Genomic DNA, 17,211 nt, shown 5'->3' on the forward strand with positions numbered 1-17,211 from the left:
AAATAAATTTAATTTTACAATATAATTTAATTGATTTATCAACAACTTTTAGTAAATTCAAAGTCTTAAACTCATTATAATTTGTTTATGCTGAAGAAATTACTGCTAGTCATTTTTTATTTCTTTACATCACAATTGGCATTTTGCCAAGTCTATGACTATGAGTTGTATAATCAAGAAAATGGATTGCCCTCATCTACAGTAACTTCAATTATACAAGACAACAAAGGCTTAATCTGGATTGGTACAGCTGGTGCTGGTATTGTGAGTTATGATGGTGAAAAATTTAATACTTACAATAAATTTAAAGACTTAGAAGGTTTTAATATCTTGGATTTAATTCAAGATAGAAACAATAATATTATAGTATCAACTAAATATAAAAATGTTTTAGTGTTTAATGGAAAGCAGTTTGTAAAACAAATTTATTTCCCTTTTCCTATACAAAAATTTATTTCATCTCAAGAAGGCGTTTTCTGTATAAGTCATAAATCTATAACATTAATCAAAGATGACTATTCCATTGAAGAAGTTGCAAATTTTAACATAGACATCTCAAGTATAAACTCTTACTTCCAAAATGAAGATTCAAATATTTTTATTGCAACAGATAATGGATTATTTTTATTTAATAAAAATGAAATATCTCCTTTTAAGCCTTCCGAATTAGATGGTTATTTCAATATCTCTAAAACTTCAAAAAACAGTGCAATTATAGGAAGTTCAAATGGAGATGTTTTTGAACTAACCTGTAATAACAATGATTATAAATTAGATTTTTTAGAAAAATTAATAACTCCTGATGGCGAACCATTTTCAATAGCTTGTATGCTAACCGGAAAAAGTAAATTCACTTGGATTGCTGGTAAAAATGGACAGGGGTTATCTATGTATTCAAAAAACTATAACAGCTTTATAACCAAGAAAAATGGATTTAACGGCAAACATCCTAGTTGCATTTTTCAAGATAAAGCAAACCAACTATTCATAGGAACACTTGAGTCTGGATTATTAAAAACAAGTTTTCAAACCTCATATAATTATAATAATATTCCTGAATTGAACACATCTTCAATTTTTGCAATTGAAGCCACAAATAATGGCGTTTTTGTGAGCGTTTTAGATAAAGGTGTTTATTTTTTAGTTGAGGATGAAATTGAAGAATATAGAATTAAGAAAACCTTGTTAAAAAACAAACGAATTTATTGTTTTGAAAGTATAAATGATAATTTAATTCTAGCTGGCTCTGGTAAAGGTTTATATAAAATTGAAAATGGAAAAGAAGTATTTTTAAAGACAAATACTAGTTTAGATAATTCAAGAATTAATCTTATAAAGAAAGATAGCACAAGATATTTGGTTGGAGGCTATAGTGGTATTAGTTTTTTTGATAATGAGTTAAATTTAATTAAACAAATACAACATCCAAATCTAGTTTTAAATGTTAATTCCATTGATAAAATTAACGCCCATAGTTGGTATATAGGTTCTAATCAAGGTTTATTTATTTTATATGAAAACAACGACGGAAACTTTTACTTTTCTAAAACTATCATTAAAAGCAACATTGATACCTCAACTATTGATAGCTTTGGTAATTTATGGATTTCCGGAGGAAATAAACTTTACAGCATAATTGACAACAAAATAAAAACGTATAGTACCGATAACGGATTGTCTTCGGGCTTAATTTTTACACTTTCTGCCGACAAAAACTCAAACATTTACCTTGGTAGTAATTTAGGAATAGACAAATTAAATATATCTAAAGAAGGTAATATTTTATCTATAACAAACTTTAATTCTAAAAATGGCTTTAAAGGTTTAGAAACAAACATTAGAGCGCAAGCAACAGATGTTGATGGTACTTTTTTCTTAGGAACCGTAAAAGGTCTATTCAAATTTCTTCCTTTTTATGATATAAAAAAGAAATATTCTCCCAAGATTTCGATTACAAACATTGACGTTTTAAATCAAAATAAGCAATGGGAAATTAACAATTCTGAAAACTGTTTTAATTGTCCTCCACAAAATTTCATCTTCAAACCTAATCAAAACCAAATTTCATTTGAATTTACGTTAATAAATGCAGCACCAAAAAACAATAATTATTTTTCATATTTCTTAGAAGGCGCTGATAAAAAATGGTCTAAAGCTTCATCGCAAAAAAAAGTTACATATTCTAACTTAGATTATGGGAAATATTCTTTCAAAGTTAAAGAAGTAGATGCTTTTGGAAATCAACTAAATGACACAACTGAATTTAACTTTAAAATAGACACTCCTTTTTACTACAAATGGTGGTTTTTAATCCCATTTTTTATTCTACTTATTTTAGTTTTTAGAAAAATTATTAAAGCAACCTCATATTACAACAAAAACTTTGTTTTAAATTTCACAGAAAATAGTTTTCCTGACAGTGAATTAAGGTTAAACTATCTTTATTTAGGTTTAATTTTTCCAGTTGCTGAAATAATTTATTTAGCGTTTATGAATAGAGAGCCAATAGATACTTTTGCTCATTTTTTTATGGGCGCTCTTTGTCTTGGAGTCTATTTCTTTTATAACCTAAATAATTTTACAAAAAAGAATCTGCGTAAAATTCAATATGTTTATTTTTTATTTTTTACTGCCTTTACTTTCTCGAGGATTTTACTAGGTCATTTCGACATTGTAATTTATGCTGAAATGAGTATGATATTTTACTATTCTTATATAGCTATTCCGAAAATTAAAGAATATAACTATTTCATTTTATTCAGTCTTAGTTTTCTACTTGTTATATTCATAAGTGGAATTGTTGATTCGATTGAAATAATTTCACTTGCTGTTTTATCAATTGTTATTTTACTTATTAATTACGCTAGAAGAATAGGCACTTTAAATATTAATGAAAAATACATTTTTTCTAAAAATATTATAGACAATTCAAGTACATTAACTATTGCAACAGACAAGATGGGTAATGTAAATTATTGTGGCAATTCAATAGAAAAAATTCTTGGCTATACTGCAGAAGAAGTAATGGGCGAAAACTTTTGGAAATTGACTCAAGACAGTGACTTTAAAAAAGTAGACTATAATTTACAATTTAAACCAAATTCGATTTATGTTAGAAAATTAAAATGTAAAAATGGCGAATATAAATTTATTCAATGGATAGATTATAAATATTCTGATAATCTTTTTGTAGCAAACGGACAAGATATAACTCAAAAAGTAACGCTTGAAAAGAAATATTCAGACTTAGTTCAATCTGCAAGAGATGTAATCTATGAAATGGATAATTTTGGCAAAATTCTATATGTCAACTCGTATACTTTAAAACATTTAGGATATAAAGAAAAAGATTTAGTAGGACAACACTTCTCAAAATTTATCCCGGAAGAATTTAGAAAAGATGTTGTAAACTTTTATGCTAATCAAAAAGATGATGTAGATGAATTTGAAATTTTAGAGTTTCCTTTGAATAAAGCTGATGGAGATTTTATTTGGGTTTCTCAAAGTGTAACGATAAAGAAAGACGAACAAAATAATATAATTGGATTTTCTGCAATTATTAGAGATATAACTAATTCTAAACTTCAAGAATTAGAAGAACAAGAACGAATTGAAAGAAGCAATCATCTTACTACAATTTCAAACCGTCTATCCACATTAAATTTTTTAAAGTTTAAGGACTTAAAAACACTTATTGAACATATTTGTGAAGAAGCAGCAGTAGGTTTAAAAATAGATCGGGTAAGCCTATGGACGAACTCTAAAGACAGTATTGAACTTTTCAATATTTATGTTCGAAGCGAAAACAAACATTATAGTGATTTAACTTTAAATAAAAAAGATTTTCCATTATATTTTGAGTCAATCAACAGAGATGCTATAATTGTTGCATCTGATGTATTAAATCATCCTTCATTAACCGAATTTACAGATCCATATTTTTTAGAATTTAACATCAAGTCTCTCCTCGATATTCCTATTTATGTTTCTGGAAAATTAATAGCAATTACTTGTTTTGAAAGCACAAATGAAATTAAAAACTGGACTAATGAAGATATTAATTTTGTAAAAACAGTATCTGATATTATTGCCCTTGCTATTGAAACCATCAAAAGAAAAGAAGCTGAAGATGAAATACGATATAAAAATGAAATTTTATCAGCAATTAATGAAGCGACTACAGAGCTTTTAACAAAAAACAACTTAGAAGATGTTTTTAATGATACGCTTTGCAAAGTTGCAAAGGTAATTAATGCGGATAGATTTTATTATTTTGAAAACAATCAACAAACAAACTTATTAAGTCAAAAATTTGAATGGGTTAAAAAAACAGATTTAGCAGAAATTAATAACCCAAAACTTCAAAACATCCGATTAGATTTATTACCAAATTTTATTGAACAATTATTAAAAGCAGTGCCTTATAATTCGATTGTTAGTAATATTAAAGATGAAGAACTAAAAGAAATTCTTGAGGAACAAAAAATAAAATCAATCTTAATTATTCCTTTAATCTATCAGCAAAAATTTTATGGATATATTGGTTTTGACGATTGTACAAATGAGAGAATTTGGAGTAATACTGAAATTCAGACGTTGAAAACATTAGCTACAAATATTTCTACTACAATAATTAGGATAGAAAATGAATCTAAGTTATATGAAAACCAGCAAAGAACAAATTATAAAAATGAAGTATTAGCACACTTATCAAAATATACAAATAAGCTAATTCAAAAAAACAATATCAATGATTTTTTTGACGATTCTTTAGCGGAATTAACAAGAGTAATAAATTCAGATAGAATTTGCTTTTACGAATTCATAAAAGAATCAAACGTAGTTAACCAAAGATTCGAATGGTTTAAAAAAGATAATATTTTAAAAATTAACAATCCTGAATACCAAGGTTTAAAATCTAATGACTTACCTGAAATGTTTACTTCACTACTAAATAAAGAAACTTTTCATCTAGTTGTTGAGAATTTAAAAAATGAAAAGCTAAAAGAAAAATTAAAGTCTAGAAATTTAATTTCTGCTCTAATTGTTCCAATTATTCACGATAATGAATTAATTGGATATTTAGGAATAGACTCCTATACAACTTCAGAAAATTGGGATAGTTTTACAATATCTGCACTTGAAACATTAGCAAACAACATAGCTATTTCATTAATCAAAATACAAAATCAGAATGCTGTATTAGAAAGTGAAGAAAAATTCAAATTATTAGCAAATAATATTCCAGCTGCTGTTTACTTGGTTAAATACGACGAAAAAAGAACAAAAATTTATCTTAATGACGAAATTGAAAAACTAACGGGCTACAGTAAAAAAGAATTTTTCGACAACAAAATTGCGCTTTATGATTTGTATCATCCTGAAGATAAAGATGAAGCTTTAGAAAAAGTTGCCACAGCAGTAAAAAATAAAAAACCATTTATAATTAGATGTAGATTAATTAAAAAAGATGGTAGTATAGTATGGATTGAAGAATATGGAGAAAGTATTCTAATAGAAGGTAAAATTGAATACTTAGAAGGTGTTCTTTTAGACATTACTGAACGTAAAAACGTAGAAGAAGCAATACTTGCAAAAGAAATTGCTGAAACTTCAAATAAAGCAAAATCTAATTTCTTGGCAAACATGAGTCATGAAATTAGAACACCTTTAAATGGAATTATTGGCTTTAGTAATTTATTACTAAACACTACTATAACGGATATTCAAAAACAATATTTAAATACTGTAAATCAATCGGCTATAAGTTTACTAGGCGTTGTAAACGACATTTTAGATATTTCTAAAATTGAAGCCGGTAAATTAATTTTAGACAACCATAAATCTAACTTATTTAAAATTATTAATGAATCCATTGATATGCTAAAATTTAGTGCACATCAAAAAGGAATTGAGTTAATAATTACTATTGACCCTGAGGTTGATTGTGCTATTTGGGTAGATGAACTTCGTATTAAACAAATCATTCAAAATTTACTAAGTAATGCTATAAAATTTACACATAAAGGAGAAATAGAAATTATTGTAAAAGGACTTGGTAAGGTTAATGATATCTCTAAAATAAAGTTTGCAGTTAGAGACACAGGTATTGGAATTAAAGAAGAAAATAAAGAGAAAATCTTAGAAGCTTTTACACAAGAAGATGGCTCAACAACAAGAAATTTTGGAGGAACAGGATTAGGACTAACTATTACTAATAATTTATTAAAAATGATGAATAGTCATTTAGAAATTGAAAGTATTGTTGGCAAAGGAAGCACTTTTAGTTTTGATTTATTATTGAAAACCGAACTATGTGAAAACCACAAAAAATTAACCTTTAATAAATTTAAACACGCATTAATTTTTGAAGATAATGAGCTTGTCATAAAATCTTTAGAACAAATATTTAAACAATTTAAAATTGATGTTTCATTTTCAAAATCTACAAAGGATTTAGATGCTAAAAAACATGATTTAGTAATGATAGATTATGAATTTATTGAAAACAAAAAAACAATTAGTCTTATTAAAGAAAATCCTAAAATTGAATTTTTAATCATGTTAAACTCTACAAGTAATTTTTCAGATTTTGAAAAATACAAAAACTGCCAAATTATAGTAAAACCTATCAAAGTAGACATTCTTCAAAATTTCATAAATAAATTAAATGCTCATGATGAAGCATCAATAATTGAATCTAAAACTACAACTTCAAATAATGAACCATTAACAATCCTCCTAGTTGAAGACAATAAAATTAACGCTTTACTTACTAAAACTTTAATCTTAAAAAAGTTTCCATCAGCAAGAGTAATAGAAGCAGAAAATGGATTAGAAGCAGTAAAAATTTACAATGATGAAAAACCTGAAATTGTTTTAATGGATATACAAATGCCAATAATGAATGGTTATGAAGCAACATTAGAAATTCGTAGAATAAATCCTAAATCTATAATAATTGCACTAACTGCAGGAGCCATAACCGGTGAAAAAGAAAAATGTATGGATATTGGTATGAACGACTTTATCTTAAAACCTATAGATAAAACAATTTTTGATGAAACACTTATTAAGTGGATAAACAAGCTTCAAAATTAAACTCTTTCTTATCTTTGCATTTCAATTTTGCACTCACATGACACAAAATATAAAAGGTTTTTCTAAACTCTCAAAAGAAGAAAAAATAGATTGGATTGTAAATACGTATTTCCATAATCCAAATGAAGCTAAAGAAGTTGTTTTACAATATTGGAACAATAATGAGAATATCCAAAAACTTCATGATGAGTTTATCGAAAATACTATTACTAATTTTTATTTACCATATGGAGTTGCGCCAAATTTCGTAATCAACGGAAAAGATTACACCATTCCAATGGCTATTGAAGAAAGCTCAGTTGTTGCTGCCGCTTCAAAAGCAGCAAAATTTTGGGGTGAACGTGGCGGATTCAAAGCAACTATTATTGGAACAGAAAAAATTGGTCAAGTTCATTTCTTGTTCAATGGAAACAAAGAAAAATTAAAACAATTTTTTAACGAAATAAAGACAAAGTTTTTCAGCGATACGGAAAATTTCACTAAAAACATGCAAAAACGTGGTGGTGGAATTCTCGATATCGAACTGCGCGATAAAACTTCAGAATTAGACAATTACTTCCAACTTCATGCTACTTTTAATACAAAAGATAGTATGGGTGCTAATTTCATCAATACGTGTTTAGAGCAATTTGCTAAAACTTTGGAAAACGAAGCACATCATTATGATAACTTTACTGAAGATGAAAAAAACCTTCAAGTTATCATGAGTATTTTGAGTAATTATGTTCCGAATTGTGTCGTTCGTGCAGAAGTTTCTTGTCCAGTCGAAAATATGAGTGATACCGCTTCTATCGATGGAAAAGAATTTGCAGAAAAATTCGTAAACGCTATAAAAATTGCCGAAATCGAACCGTATCGTGCCGTTACGCATAACAAAGGTATTATGAACGGAATTGATGCTGTAGTTTTAGCTACAGGAAACGATTTTAGAGCTGTTGAAGCAGGTGTTCATGCGTATGCAAGCAAAAACGGGCAATATTCAAGTCTTTCACATGCGAAAATAGAAAACGGAATTTTTACTTTTTGGTTAGATGTTCCACTAGCATTAGGAACCATTGGCGGATTAACGTCTTTACATCCATTAGTGAAGTTTTCTTTAGAAATGTTAGGCAAACCATCAGCCGAAGAATTAATGAAAATTGTTGCCGTAACAGGTTTAGCGCAAAACTTTGCTGCGGTTCGTTCGTTAACTACAACTGGTATTCAACAAGGGCATATGAAAATGCACATTATGAATATCTTAAACCAACATCACGCAACTAAAGAAGAAAAACAACAAGTTTTAGATTATTTTAAAGACACTACCATTTCACATAGTTTAGTGGTAGATTATTTAGAAAATCTTAGAAAATAGTTAGAAGCTTTTTCCCGCTTTCGCAAGTCGCTTTTTATTTATCAGTTCGAGCGGAGTGGACAACCAAAAAACAAATAAAAGAGCTCCAACAATTGCTCAATCGGGGCTAAAAAACAAATGATGGAAACTAAAAAATTCTACAGTAACGGAAAATTATTACTCACAGGCGAATACGTAGTATTAGATGGTGCCAAAGCATTAGCCGTTCCTACAAAATTCGGTCAAACCTTAGAAATAAAAAAAGATACTGGATTTGCTTTTCACTGGACGAGTTACGATAAAGATTTATCGGTTTGGTTCCAAGACATCATTACATTTGAAGAAGTAGTTTATAAGACAAAATCAGAAACTAACAATTCTATTAAAAACAAACTAATCGATATATTACACCAAGCGTATAAACTAAACCCAACATTTGTAATTAATTCGGAAGGATATCAAGTAAAAACACATTTAACTTTCCCTCGACTTTGGGGTTTAGGAACCTCATCCACTTTAATCAACAACATTGCGCAATGGTTAAAAATTGATGCTTTTGAGTTATTACGCAAAAGTTTTGGTGGAAGTGGTTACGATGTCGCTTGCGCACAAACTGATGCTCCAATTATTTACCATTTAGAAAATGAAAAACCCGTTTTTGAAAAAGTAAACTTCAATCCAGTTTTTAAAGACAATATACATTTTGTGTATTTAAATCAAAAGCAAAGTAGCTCAGCTGCGATTGCCAATTATTTAGCAAAACATCATCATGTAGATAAAACCATAGCGAAAATTTCTTCAATTACTGATGAAGCCTTAGCTATAACCGAAGGTCGTGATTTTGCACTTTTAATGGAAAAACACCAAGCCATTATGAGCGATGTTTTAGAAACTGAAACCGTAAAAGAAAAATTATTTCCCGATTTAAAAGGTGTTGTGAAAAGTTTAGGTGCTTGGGGCGGCGATTTTGTTATGGTTATTTCAAAACACAACCCTAAAGACTATTTTATAGAAAGAGGTTATACTACAATTTTGAGTTACGAGGAGATGGTGTTGTAAATATTTATCTTTTAAACTCACTAAAGACTTCAACAAATGATATTATCATTAATACAATAGTAATGAATGAGAAAAATAAATGTCCTATAAAAAATCTTACTCTTTTTGTTGAATTACCTTCTTTTAGACTTCTACTTTTATTTGCATAATATAATCCAATAGGCGCTAAAAAAGCTGTAATTAATAATGGAAATGCAATTAAAAAATCAAAAAGAGAATTATAATCAGTAAACAAAGGTTTCACAAAAATTGAAATCAGTGTAACTAATAGACTATAAGCATAAATTCTATATATAGTAACGGATTTATTTAAATATGGAGTGTCGCTTTTCATATCAACTATTCACTAAACTGATAGTCCGCATACACTTCTTCAATTTCTTTAAATACATCAAGCAATTGGTGTAAACCATCTGTAGTCACCAACTTTTGTTTGTATTCCTTAAATCCGTGAATACCTTTAAAGTAATTGGTATAATGACGACGCATTTCCACAACTCCTACTCTTTCATTTTTCCACTCTACACTCCAAATCAAATGATTACGAGCTGCTTCAATTCTGTCTTTCATCGTTGGAACAGGTAAATGTTCGCCTGTTTTCATGAAGTGTTTAATTTCATTAAAAATCCAAGGATAACCAATCGCAGCACGACCAATCATAATTCCGTCAACACCGTATTTATTTTTGTATTCCAACGCTTTTTCAGGCGAATCAATATCGCCATTTCCAAAAATAGGCATGGTAATTCTCGGATTGTTTTTAACGCGTGCAATATGCGCCCAGTCTGAATGTCCTTTATACATTTGCGCTCTTGTTCTGGCATGAATGCTCAAGGCTTGCACACCAATATCTTGTAAGCGCTCAGCAACCTCATCAATATTTATCGAATCTTCATCCCAACCTAAACGCGTTTTAACCGTAACGGGTAACGATGTACTATTGATAACTGCTTTTGTTAAGCGAATCATCAAATCGACATCTTTTAAAACACCAGCTCCAGCTCCTTTAGAAACCACTTTTTTAACGGGACAACCAAAGTTAATGTCTACTAAATCAGGCTGAACGGTTTCAACAATTTTAGCACTCATAGCCATTGCTTCCTCGTCTCCACCAAAAATTTGAATTCCCACTGGACGTTCATAATCGAAAATATCCAATTTCTGACGACTTTTAATCGCATCACGAATTAATCCTTCCGAAGAAATAAATTCAGAATACATTAAATCGGCTCCATGAAGTTTACACAATCTACGAAAAGGCGGATCGCTCACATCTTCCATTGGAGCTAAAAGCAAAGGAAATTCAGGTAAATCTATGTTGCCAATTTTGGGCATAAGTGCATTATTTTTTTGCAAAAATACGATTTTTTAAAACTTTTATAACTACTTCACAGAAATAGCTGTTTTTTAATGAAAACTTTGAATTATATTTGCAGATTGAATCCCATAGTATTTAGGGAAAACGATAGTTTTTTGAAGATGAAGAATATTAGAAATTTTTGCATTATTGCGCATATTGACCATGGTAAAAGTACTTTGGCAGATAGATTGTTGGCAGCTACACAAACGGTAACAGCTCGTGAAGAAAAAGCGCAATTGCTTGATAACATGGACTTAGAACGTGAACGTGGAATTACCATTAAAAGTCACGCCATCCAAATGGAATATGAATACAAAGGAGAAAAATATATTTTGAATTTGATTGATACACCAGGTCACGTTGACTTTTCTTACGAAGTATCTCGTTCTATTGCGGCTTGTGAAGGCGCATTGTTAATTGTTGATGCAGCTCAAAGTATTCAAGCGCAAACGATTTCTAACTTGTATTTAGCTTTAGAAAATGACTTGGAAATTATTCCAGTTTTAAATAAAGTAGATTTACCAAGTGCCAACCCTGAAGAAGTAAGTGACGACATCATGGAATTACTTGGTTGTGATTTAGAAGATATTATTCACGCTTCTGGTAAAACAGGTTTTGGTGTAGATAAAATCTTAGAGGCCATTATTGAAAAAGTTCCAGCTCCAAAAGGAGATCCAGAAGAACCGCTTCAAGCCTTAATTTTCGATTCACATTACAATCCTTTTAGAGGAATTGAAGTAATTTTCCGTGTTATTAATGGTGAAATTACTAAAGGCCAGAAAATCAAATTCATGGCTACTGGTAAAGAATATTTTGCTGATGAAGTGGGAACTTTGAAATTAAACCAAGTTCCAAAACAAAAAATATCAAGTGGCGATGTTGGTTACTTAGTTTCTGGAATTAAAGAAGCAAAAGAGGTAAAAGTAGGTGATACTATTACCGATGCAAAGAATCCAACAACTAATATGATTACTGGTTTCGAAAATGTGAAACCGATGGTATTTGCTGGAATTTATCCGGTAGATACTGAAGATTTTGAAGACTTACGTGCTTCAATGGAAAAATTACAATTAAATGATGCTTCTTTAGTATTTGCTCCTGAAAGTTCAGCCGCATTAGGCTTTGGATTCCGTTGTGGTTTCCTTGGAATGTTGCATTTAGAAATTATCCAAGAGCGTTTAGAACGTGAATTCGACATGACAGTAATTACTACTGTTCCAAACGTTTCGTATTTAGCGTATACTAAAAAAGAACCTGAAACAGCTATTATTGTTAACAATCCTTCTGACTTACCAGAACCATCAAAATTAGATCGAGTTGAAGAGCCTTTTATCAAAGCAACTATCATTACAAAATCGGATTTCGTTGGAAACGTAATGAGTTTATGTATTGAAAAAAGAGGAATTATTACCAATCAAACCTATTTAACACCAGAGCGTGTTGAATTAAATTTTGATATGCCATTGGCAGAAATCGTATTTGATTTTTATGATAGATTAAAAACTGTTTCTAAAGGATATGCATCTTTCGATTATCATCCAATAGGAATGCGTCAATCTAAATTAGTAAAACTTGATGTTTTATTGAACGCTAATCAAGTAGATGCTTTATCAGCACTAATTCACGAAGATAATGCGTATAACATTGGTAAAAAAATGTGTGAAAAATTGCGTGAATTAATCCCAAGACAACAATTTGATATTCCTATTCAAGCCGCAATTGGAGCTAAAATTATTTCGCGTGAAACTATTAAAGCGCTTCGTAAAGACGTAACGGCTAAATGTTATGGTGGAGATATTTCACGTAAACGTAAATTATTAGAAAAGCAGAAAAAAGGTAAAAAACGTATGCGCCAAGTAGGAAATGTAGAAATTCCTCAAGAAGCGTTCATGGCCGTTTTAAAATTGAACGATTAGTATATTTTTTACATTAAATATTTAAAATGGTTAAGAAAAATTCAATTCTTAACCATTTTTTTATTTTTAAATTAACCAGTAAGTATATATTTGCTAACTTTAAATTAGATTAACCCCAAATAATCGACATGAAAAACTTATATGTAATATTTTTCCTATGCTGTGGATTGTTTTCATCGTCTCAAACAGTTTCGATTGATAATTCAAGTTATAACGCCAATGATTTAGTAGATTTATTACTGAATAGTTCTTGTATTGAATATACAAATGCAACCTTTTCTTCAAATCAATCTGTTGCTTATTTTAACAACAATAGTGGTAGTTTCCCCATCGCCGAAGGTATAGTTATAAGAAGTGGAAATGTTATTGATTCACAAGGATTATATACCGATTCAAATTTAGGTTCGACCACAACTAATGGCGGAACAGATCCCTTCTTACAAAATTTAAGTGACACAAGTAGTGGGACAACAGGTAGTTTAACGGATTTAGCTTATTTGCAATTTGATTTTATATCGATTTCAACGTCCTTTAATTTTAGTTTTTTATTTGCTTCAAATGAATATGGTCAATACCAATGTTTGTCAAATGACATTTTTGCTTTTGAATTAGAAGATTTGGTAAGTGGCACAATCACAAATTTAGCTGTTATTCCTACAACTTCAACACCTGTATCAGTAAAAACTATAAAAAACTCAGCTTATAATAATACTTGTAGTTCAACAAACCCAACTTTATTTGACACTTATAATGTAAGTAACCCAGCGGCCTCAACTATTAATATGCGAGGTCATACTGTTGTTTTATCTGCTGGTTCGGCTATTATTCCTAATCATCCTTATCGCTTAAAAATGGTAATTGGAGATTATGTAAGTACAAACTTTGATTCAGCTGTTTTTATAAGTGCAGGAAGCTTTAATACTGAGTTTGATTTAGGAGAAGACCAAATTATTTGTAGCGGCGACGAATATCTTTTAGACACTGGCTTAGATAATACATACACATTTCAATGGCTTCTTAATGGAAATATAATTGCTGGTGCAAATAACTCAACTTACACCGTAAATCAACCTGGTATTTATCAAGTTCTAATTGACAAAGGAACTTGTCATATAGAAGATGAAATAATTTTTAATCCTTTACTAGTAAATTCACCTCAAGATTTATTCATTTGTGATACTGGGGCTTCAACCTATCCATTTGATTTAACACAAAACGATATAAATTTTTTAGGTTTAGATAGTTCAATTTATGAATTATTCTATTACGAATCTCCTGCCGACATTACTGCAAACAATCCTATACCCGCTAGTGATTTAGCATCTTTTCAAAGTAGCGGACAAACCATTTATATTAAGGTTTTTAATACCCAAACTTCATTGTTTTGTGATGCTACGAATCCATTTGACTTAATTATTACACCAACAGTTACAGCAGGAACAAATATTACAAATTCAGTTTGTGATACACCTAGTGAATTAAATTATGATTTAGCACAACATGACATTGCAGTGATTAATGGACAACCTGGAACATTTAATATTACATATTATAGTAACCAAACTGACGCGCAAAATGGAACTGGTGCAATTGGGAATAACGTAGTTATTCCAAGTGGAGCTGGAACTATTACATATTGGATTAGAATAGAAGACAGTAGTAATTCTAGCTGTTTTGATGTTACTAATGTAACAATAACCATTAATCCTTTACCAGTAGTTGACACAATAAATAGTGTTGTTGAATGTACTCAATATCAATTACCAACAATTACTAATGGGACTTATTATTTACTGCCTGGCGGACCTACAACTCCAGGTCAGGTACAATTTAATGCAGGAGATATAATTGATATTGGAGGAACCTATTATATTTTCATAGGACCTGATGCAAATGGATGTACAAATGAATCAAGTTTTACTTTAACTTTTATCGATGAATATGTACCAGTTTTAGATTACTGTGAAACATTTAATGTTCCACCTCCTCCTTATGGCATTGGAGGGTTTTATACAGATTTTGGAGGACCAAATGGTTCTGGAACTTTAATTCCAACCGGTACAGAATTCACAAATAATACTGGAGCAACCATAATTCAACCTATTTTTTATTATGGCGAAATTAACGGTGTAATGTGTAGAGATGAACAATTTGATATTTATATCCATCCAAATCCAATAGTTGACACCCCATCTGATGTAATTTCTTGTTTTTCTTATACCTTAGAAGCGCCGATATTAGGTGGAAGTTATTACTCTGGTCCAAATGGAACAGGAACCAACTATCCAATTGGGCATGTTATAAATAGTTCTCAAATAGTTTATATTTATGGTTCAGAGCCTCATGTTACCTCAAGCGGGAGTAATAGTTCTTGTACTATTGACATTCCTTTTGATGTTAAAATTGTAAATCCAAATTTTCAAGATGTTTATGCCTGTGGTGAATATTATTTAACACAACCTGAAACTGGAGGTTATTATACGCAACCGCTTGGACAAGGCACACAATTTGACATAAGTCAACCTATCACTCAATCTACAACTGTTTATTATTACGCAAATATAACTAATGGTACCAATTGTACAGATAATACTAATTTTAATGTCACAATTTACCCTCAACCTTTAATTGATCCTATTGATGACGGAACTTATTGTGGGGAATATATTTTACCTCAAAACAGTGGAACTTATTATATGTTATCTGGTGGACCTACAACTCCAGGACAAGTTCAATTAAATGCAGGAGATATTATCGATTTAACTGGAGGTTATTCACCAGGAACCTATTATGTATATAACGAAGAAACTCATAATTATCCGGGCGGAACAATTATATGCATAAACGAAAATCCTTTTACCATAACTATTGAACCTTTCCCTGGTCTAAACGATTATATAAGTACATCAGAATGTAGTCCGTATTCAATTGCTCAACCCACAACTGGTGATATTTACAATCAACCCAATGGTCCGGATGGAACGGGTTCAATTATAGACTACAACCAAGTTTATACAACAACCGAAACATTCTATTTTTATTACGAAGATCCAGTAAATGGTTGTAAAATTGACAAAGAGTTTCAACGTATATATAGTGCTTTAGATTTACCTAATTATCCAGATGTTGTAAAATGTAATAGCTATATGTTGCCTGCATTAAATAACCCAACTCCAAATCCAGAGCCGGTTAATTACGTTGGTTATTATTTTAACTCTGGAGGAAATCCAGCTGATGCTATTGATTTTACAACTTACGTTTTTACACCTCAAAACACCCCGCAAACAGTTTATGTTTATGGTGTTAATACTGACAATCACTTAACCAATTGTATTGAAGAAAGATCATTTGTTATTACAGTTTTAGAAACACCCGATTTATCGCCTTATAATTTCGGTGCTTTAAACAATCAAAACTATTGTGGTGATTATACTTTACCTACATTACCGAGTGGTAATTTTACTATAAATTATTATTCGCTACCAGGTGGTGACCCAGCAAATATTATAAATCCTAATGATTACACATTTAGCGTAAATTCAGGTGATGCTGCTCAAACTTTTGATATTTGGGTTTATGCCGAAAACTCTGGTTATGATGAATCTACAGATTCGCAAACAATATGTTTTGATGAAGAGCATTTTCAATTTACTATTTATCCGAGACCAACATTCACCGTTGAAGGAGGCGTAATTTGTGTTCATCCAACTACTAATGAAACTATAGAAAGTTTTATGCTTGTTTCTGGATTAGACCCTAATGATTTTGATGTTGAGTGGTATTTAAATGGAAATTTAGTTGGAACTGGAGTTAACTATGAAGCTGTAGAAGCAGGAACTTATACTGCAGTTCCTATAAAATTAACAGCTGAAAACGCTCCTGACTGTAACTATGAATCTACAACTGTTGTAGTAACTCAATCGAGCACTGCTATTGCCTCTGTAATTGTAAGTTCTCCTTTTGCTGAAGTTGCAAATGCAACGGTTATTATTGAAAATGGGTTTGGAAATTATATTTATGAATTAGATGATAATCAACCACAAACTAGTAACGAATTTTATGATTTAAGTTCTGGTGAACATATAATTACCATTTATGATACTCTTGGTAATTGTGGGAATTTTGTATTAATTTTTAATGTGATTAAATACCCTAATTTCTTTACTCCAAATAATGATGGTTTTAATGACACTTGGAATATTTGGGATATGAGAACTGATCACCCGGAAGCAGTAATTTCAATATTTGATCGTTACGGTAAGCTTATCAAACAAATTTCACCTTTAGGAAATGGCTGGGACGGAACTTATAATGGAGAAAAACTTCCTTCTTCTGATTATTGGTTTTTGGTAGATTATAAGCTAAATGGACAAGACAAACAATTTAAAGCCCACTTTAGCTTGAAGAGATAATTAAAAAGGCTGTTTCAAAATTGAAACAGC

The 17,211-nt window shown here is 30.2% G+C and carries 7 protein-coding genes; 5 read left to right on the forward strand and 2 right to left on the reverse strand.

Annotated elements, in window-relative coordinates:
* Positions 1–87 precede the first annotated feature (87 nt).
* The 3 genes from KK2020170_RS02065 to KK2020170_RS02075 all read left to right on the forward strand — a co-directional run bounded on the left by KK2020170_RS02065 (position 88) and on the right by KK2020170_RS02075 (position 9,493).
* The gene (locus KK2020170_RS02065) at positions 88–7,101 is read left to right on the forward strand and encodes a PAS domain S-box protein (RefSeq protein WP_221259152.1); all 7,014 of its coding nucleotides are present in this window, start codon (positions 88–90) and stop codon (positions 7,099–7,101) included.
* Positions 7,102–7,138: 37 nt separating this feature from the next.
* Positions 7,139–8,455 carry a hydroxymethylglutaryl-CoA reductase, degradative gene (locus tag KK2020170_RS02070; protein ID WP_221259153.1) on the forward strand — a complete coding sequence of 439 codons (1,317 nt, stop codon included), beginning with the start codon at positions 7,139–7,141 and terminating at the stop codon, positions 8,453–8,455.
* Between the two features lie 117 nt (positions 8,456–8,572).
* The gene (locus KK2020170_RS02075) at positions 8,573–9,493 is read left to right on the forward strand and encodes a GYDIA family GHMP kinase (RefSeq protein ID WP_390641126.1); all 921 of its coding nucleotides are present in this window, start codon (positions 8,573–8,575) and stop codon (positions 9,491–9,493) included.
* 4 nt (positions 9,494–9,497) lie between these two features.
* Here the strand turns inward: KK2020170_RS02075 and KK2020170_RS02080 are convergent, their stop codons facing one another.
* Both KK2020170_RS02080 and dusB read right to left on the reverse strand, forming a co-directional pair.
* Positions 9,498–9,827 carry a hypothetical protein gene (locus tag KK2020170_RS02080; protein ID WP_221259154.1) on the reverse strand — a complete coding sequence of 110 codons (330 nt, stop codon included), beginning with the start codon at positions 9,825–9,827 and terminating at the stop codon, positions 9,498–9,500.
* A gap of 5 nt (positions 9,828–9,832) precedes the next feature.
* Positions 9,833–10,828, reverse strand: a complete 996-nt coding sequence (gene dusB, locus KK2020170_RS02085) for a tRNA dihydrouridine synthase DusB (RefSeq protein ID WP_221259155.1) — start codon at positions 10,826–10,828, stop codon at positions 9,833–9,835.
* Positions 10,829–10,972: 144 nt separating this feature from the next.
* Between dusB and lepA the strand changes: the two genes are divergently transcribed.
* Complete coding sequence (gene lepA / locus KK2020170_RS02090) at positions 10,973–12,769, forward strand: translation elongation factor 4 (RefSeq protein ID WP_221259156.1); 1,797 nt, start codon at positions 10,973–10,975, stop codon at positions 12,767–12,769.
* Positions 12,770–12,897: 128 nt separating this feature from the next.
* Positions 12,898–17,181 carry a T9SS type B sorting domain-containing protein gene (locus tag KK2020170_RS02095; RefSeq protein ID WP_221259157.1) on the forward strand — a complete coding sequence of 1,428 codons (4,284 nt, stop codon included), beginning with the start codon at positions 12,898–12,900 and terminating at the stop codon, positions 17,179–17,181.
* The last annotated feature ends 30 nt before the right edge of the window (positions 17,182–17,211 follow it).

This window comes from Flavobacterium okayamense, from assembly GCF_019702945.1.
Classification (GTDB): Bacteria; Bacteroidota; Bacteroidia; order Flavobacteriales; family Flavobacteriaceae; genus Flavobacterium; species Flavobacterium okayamense.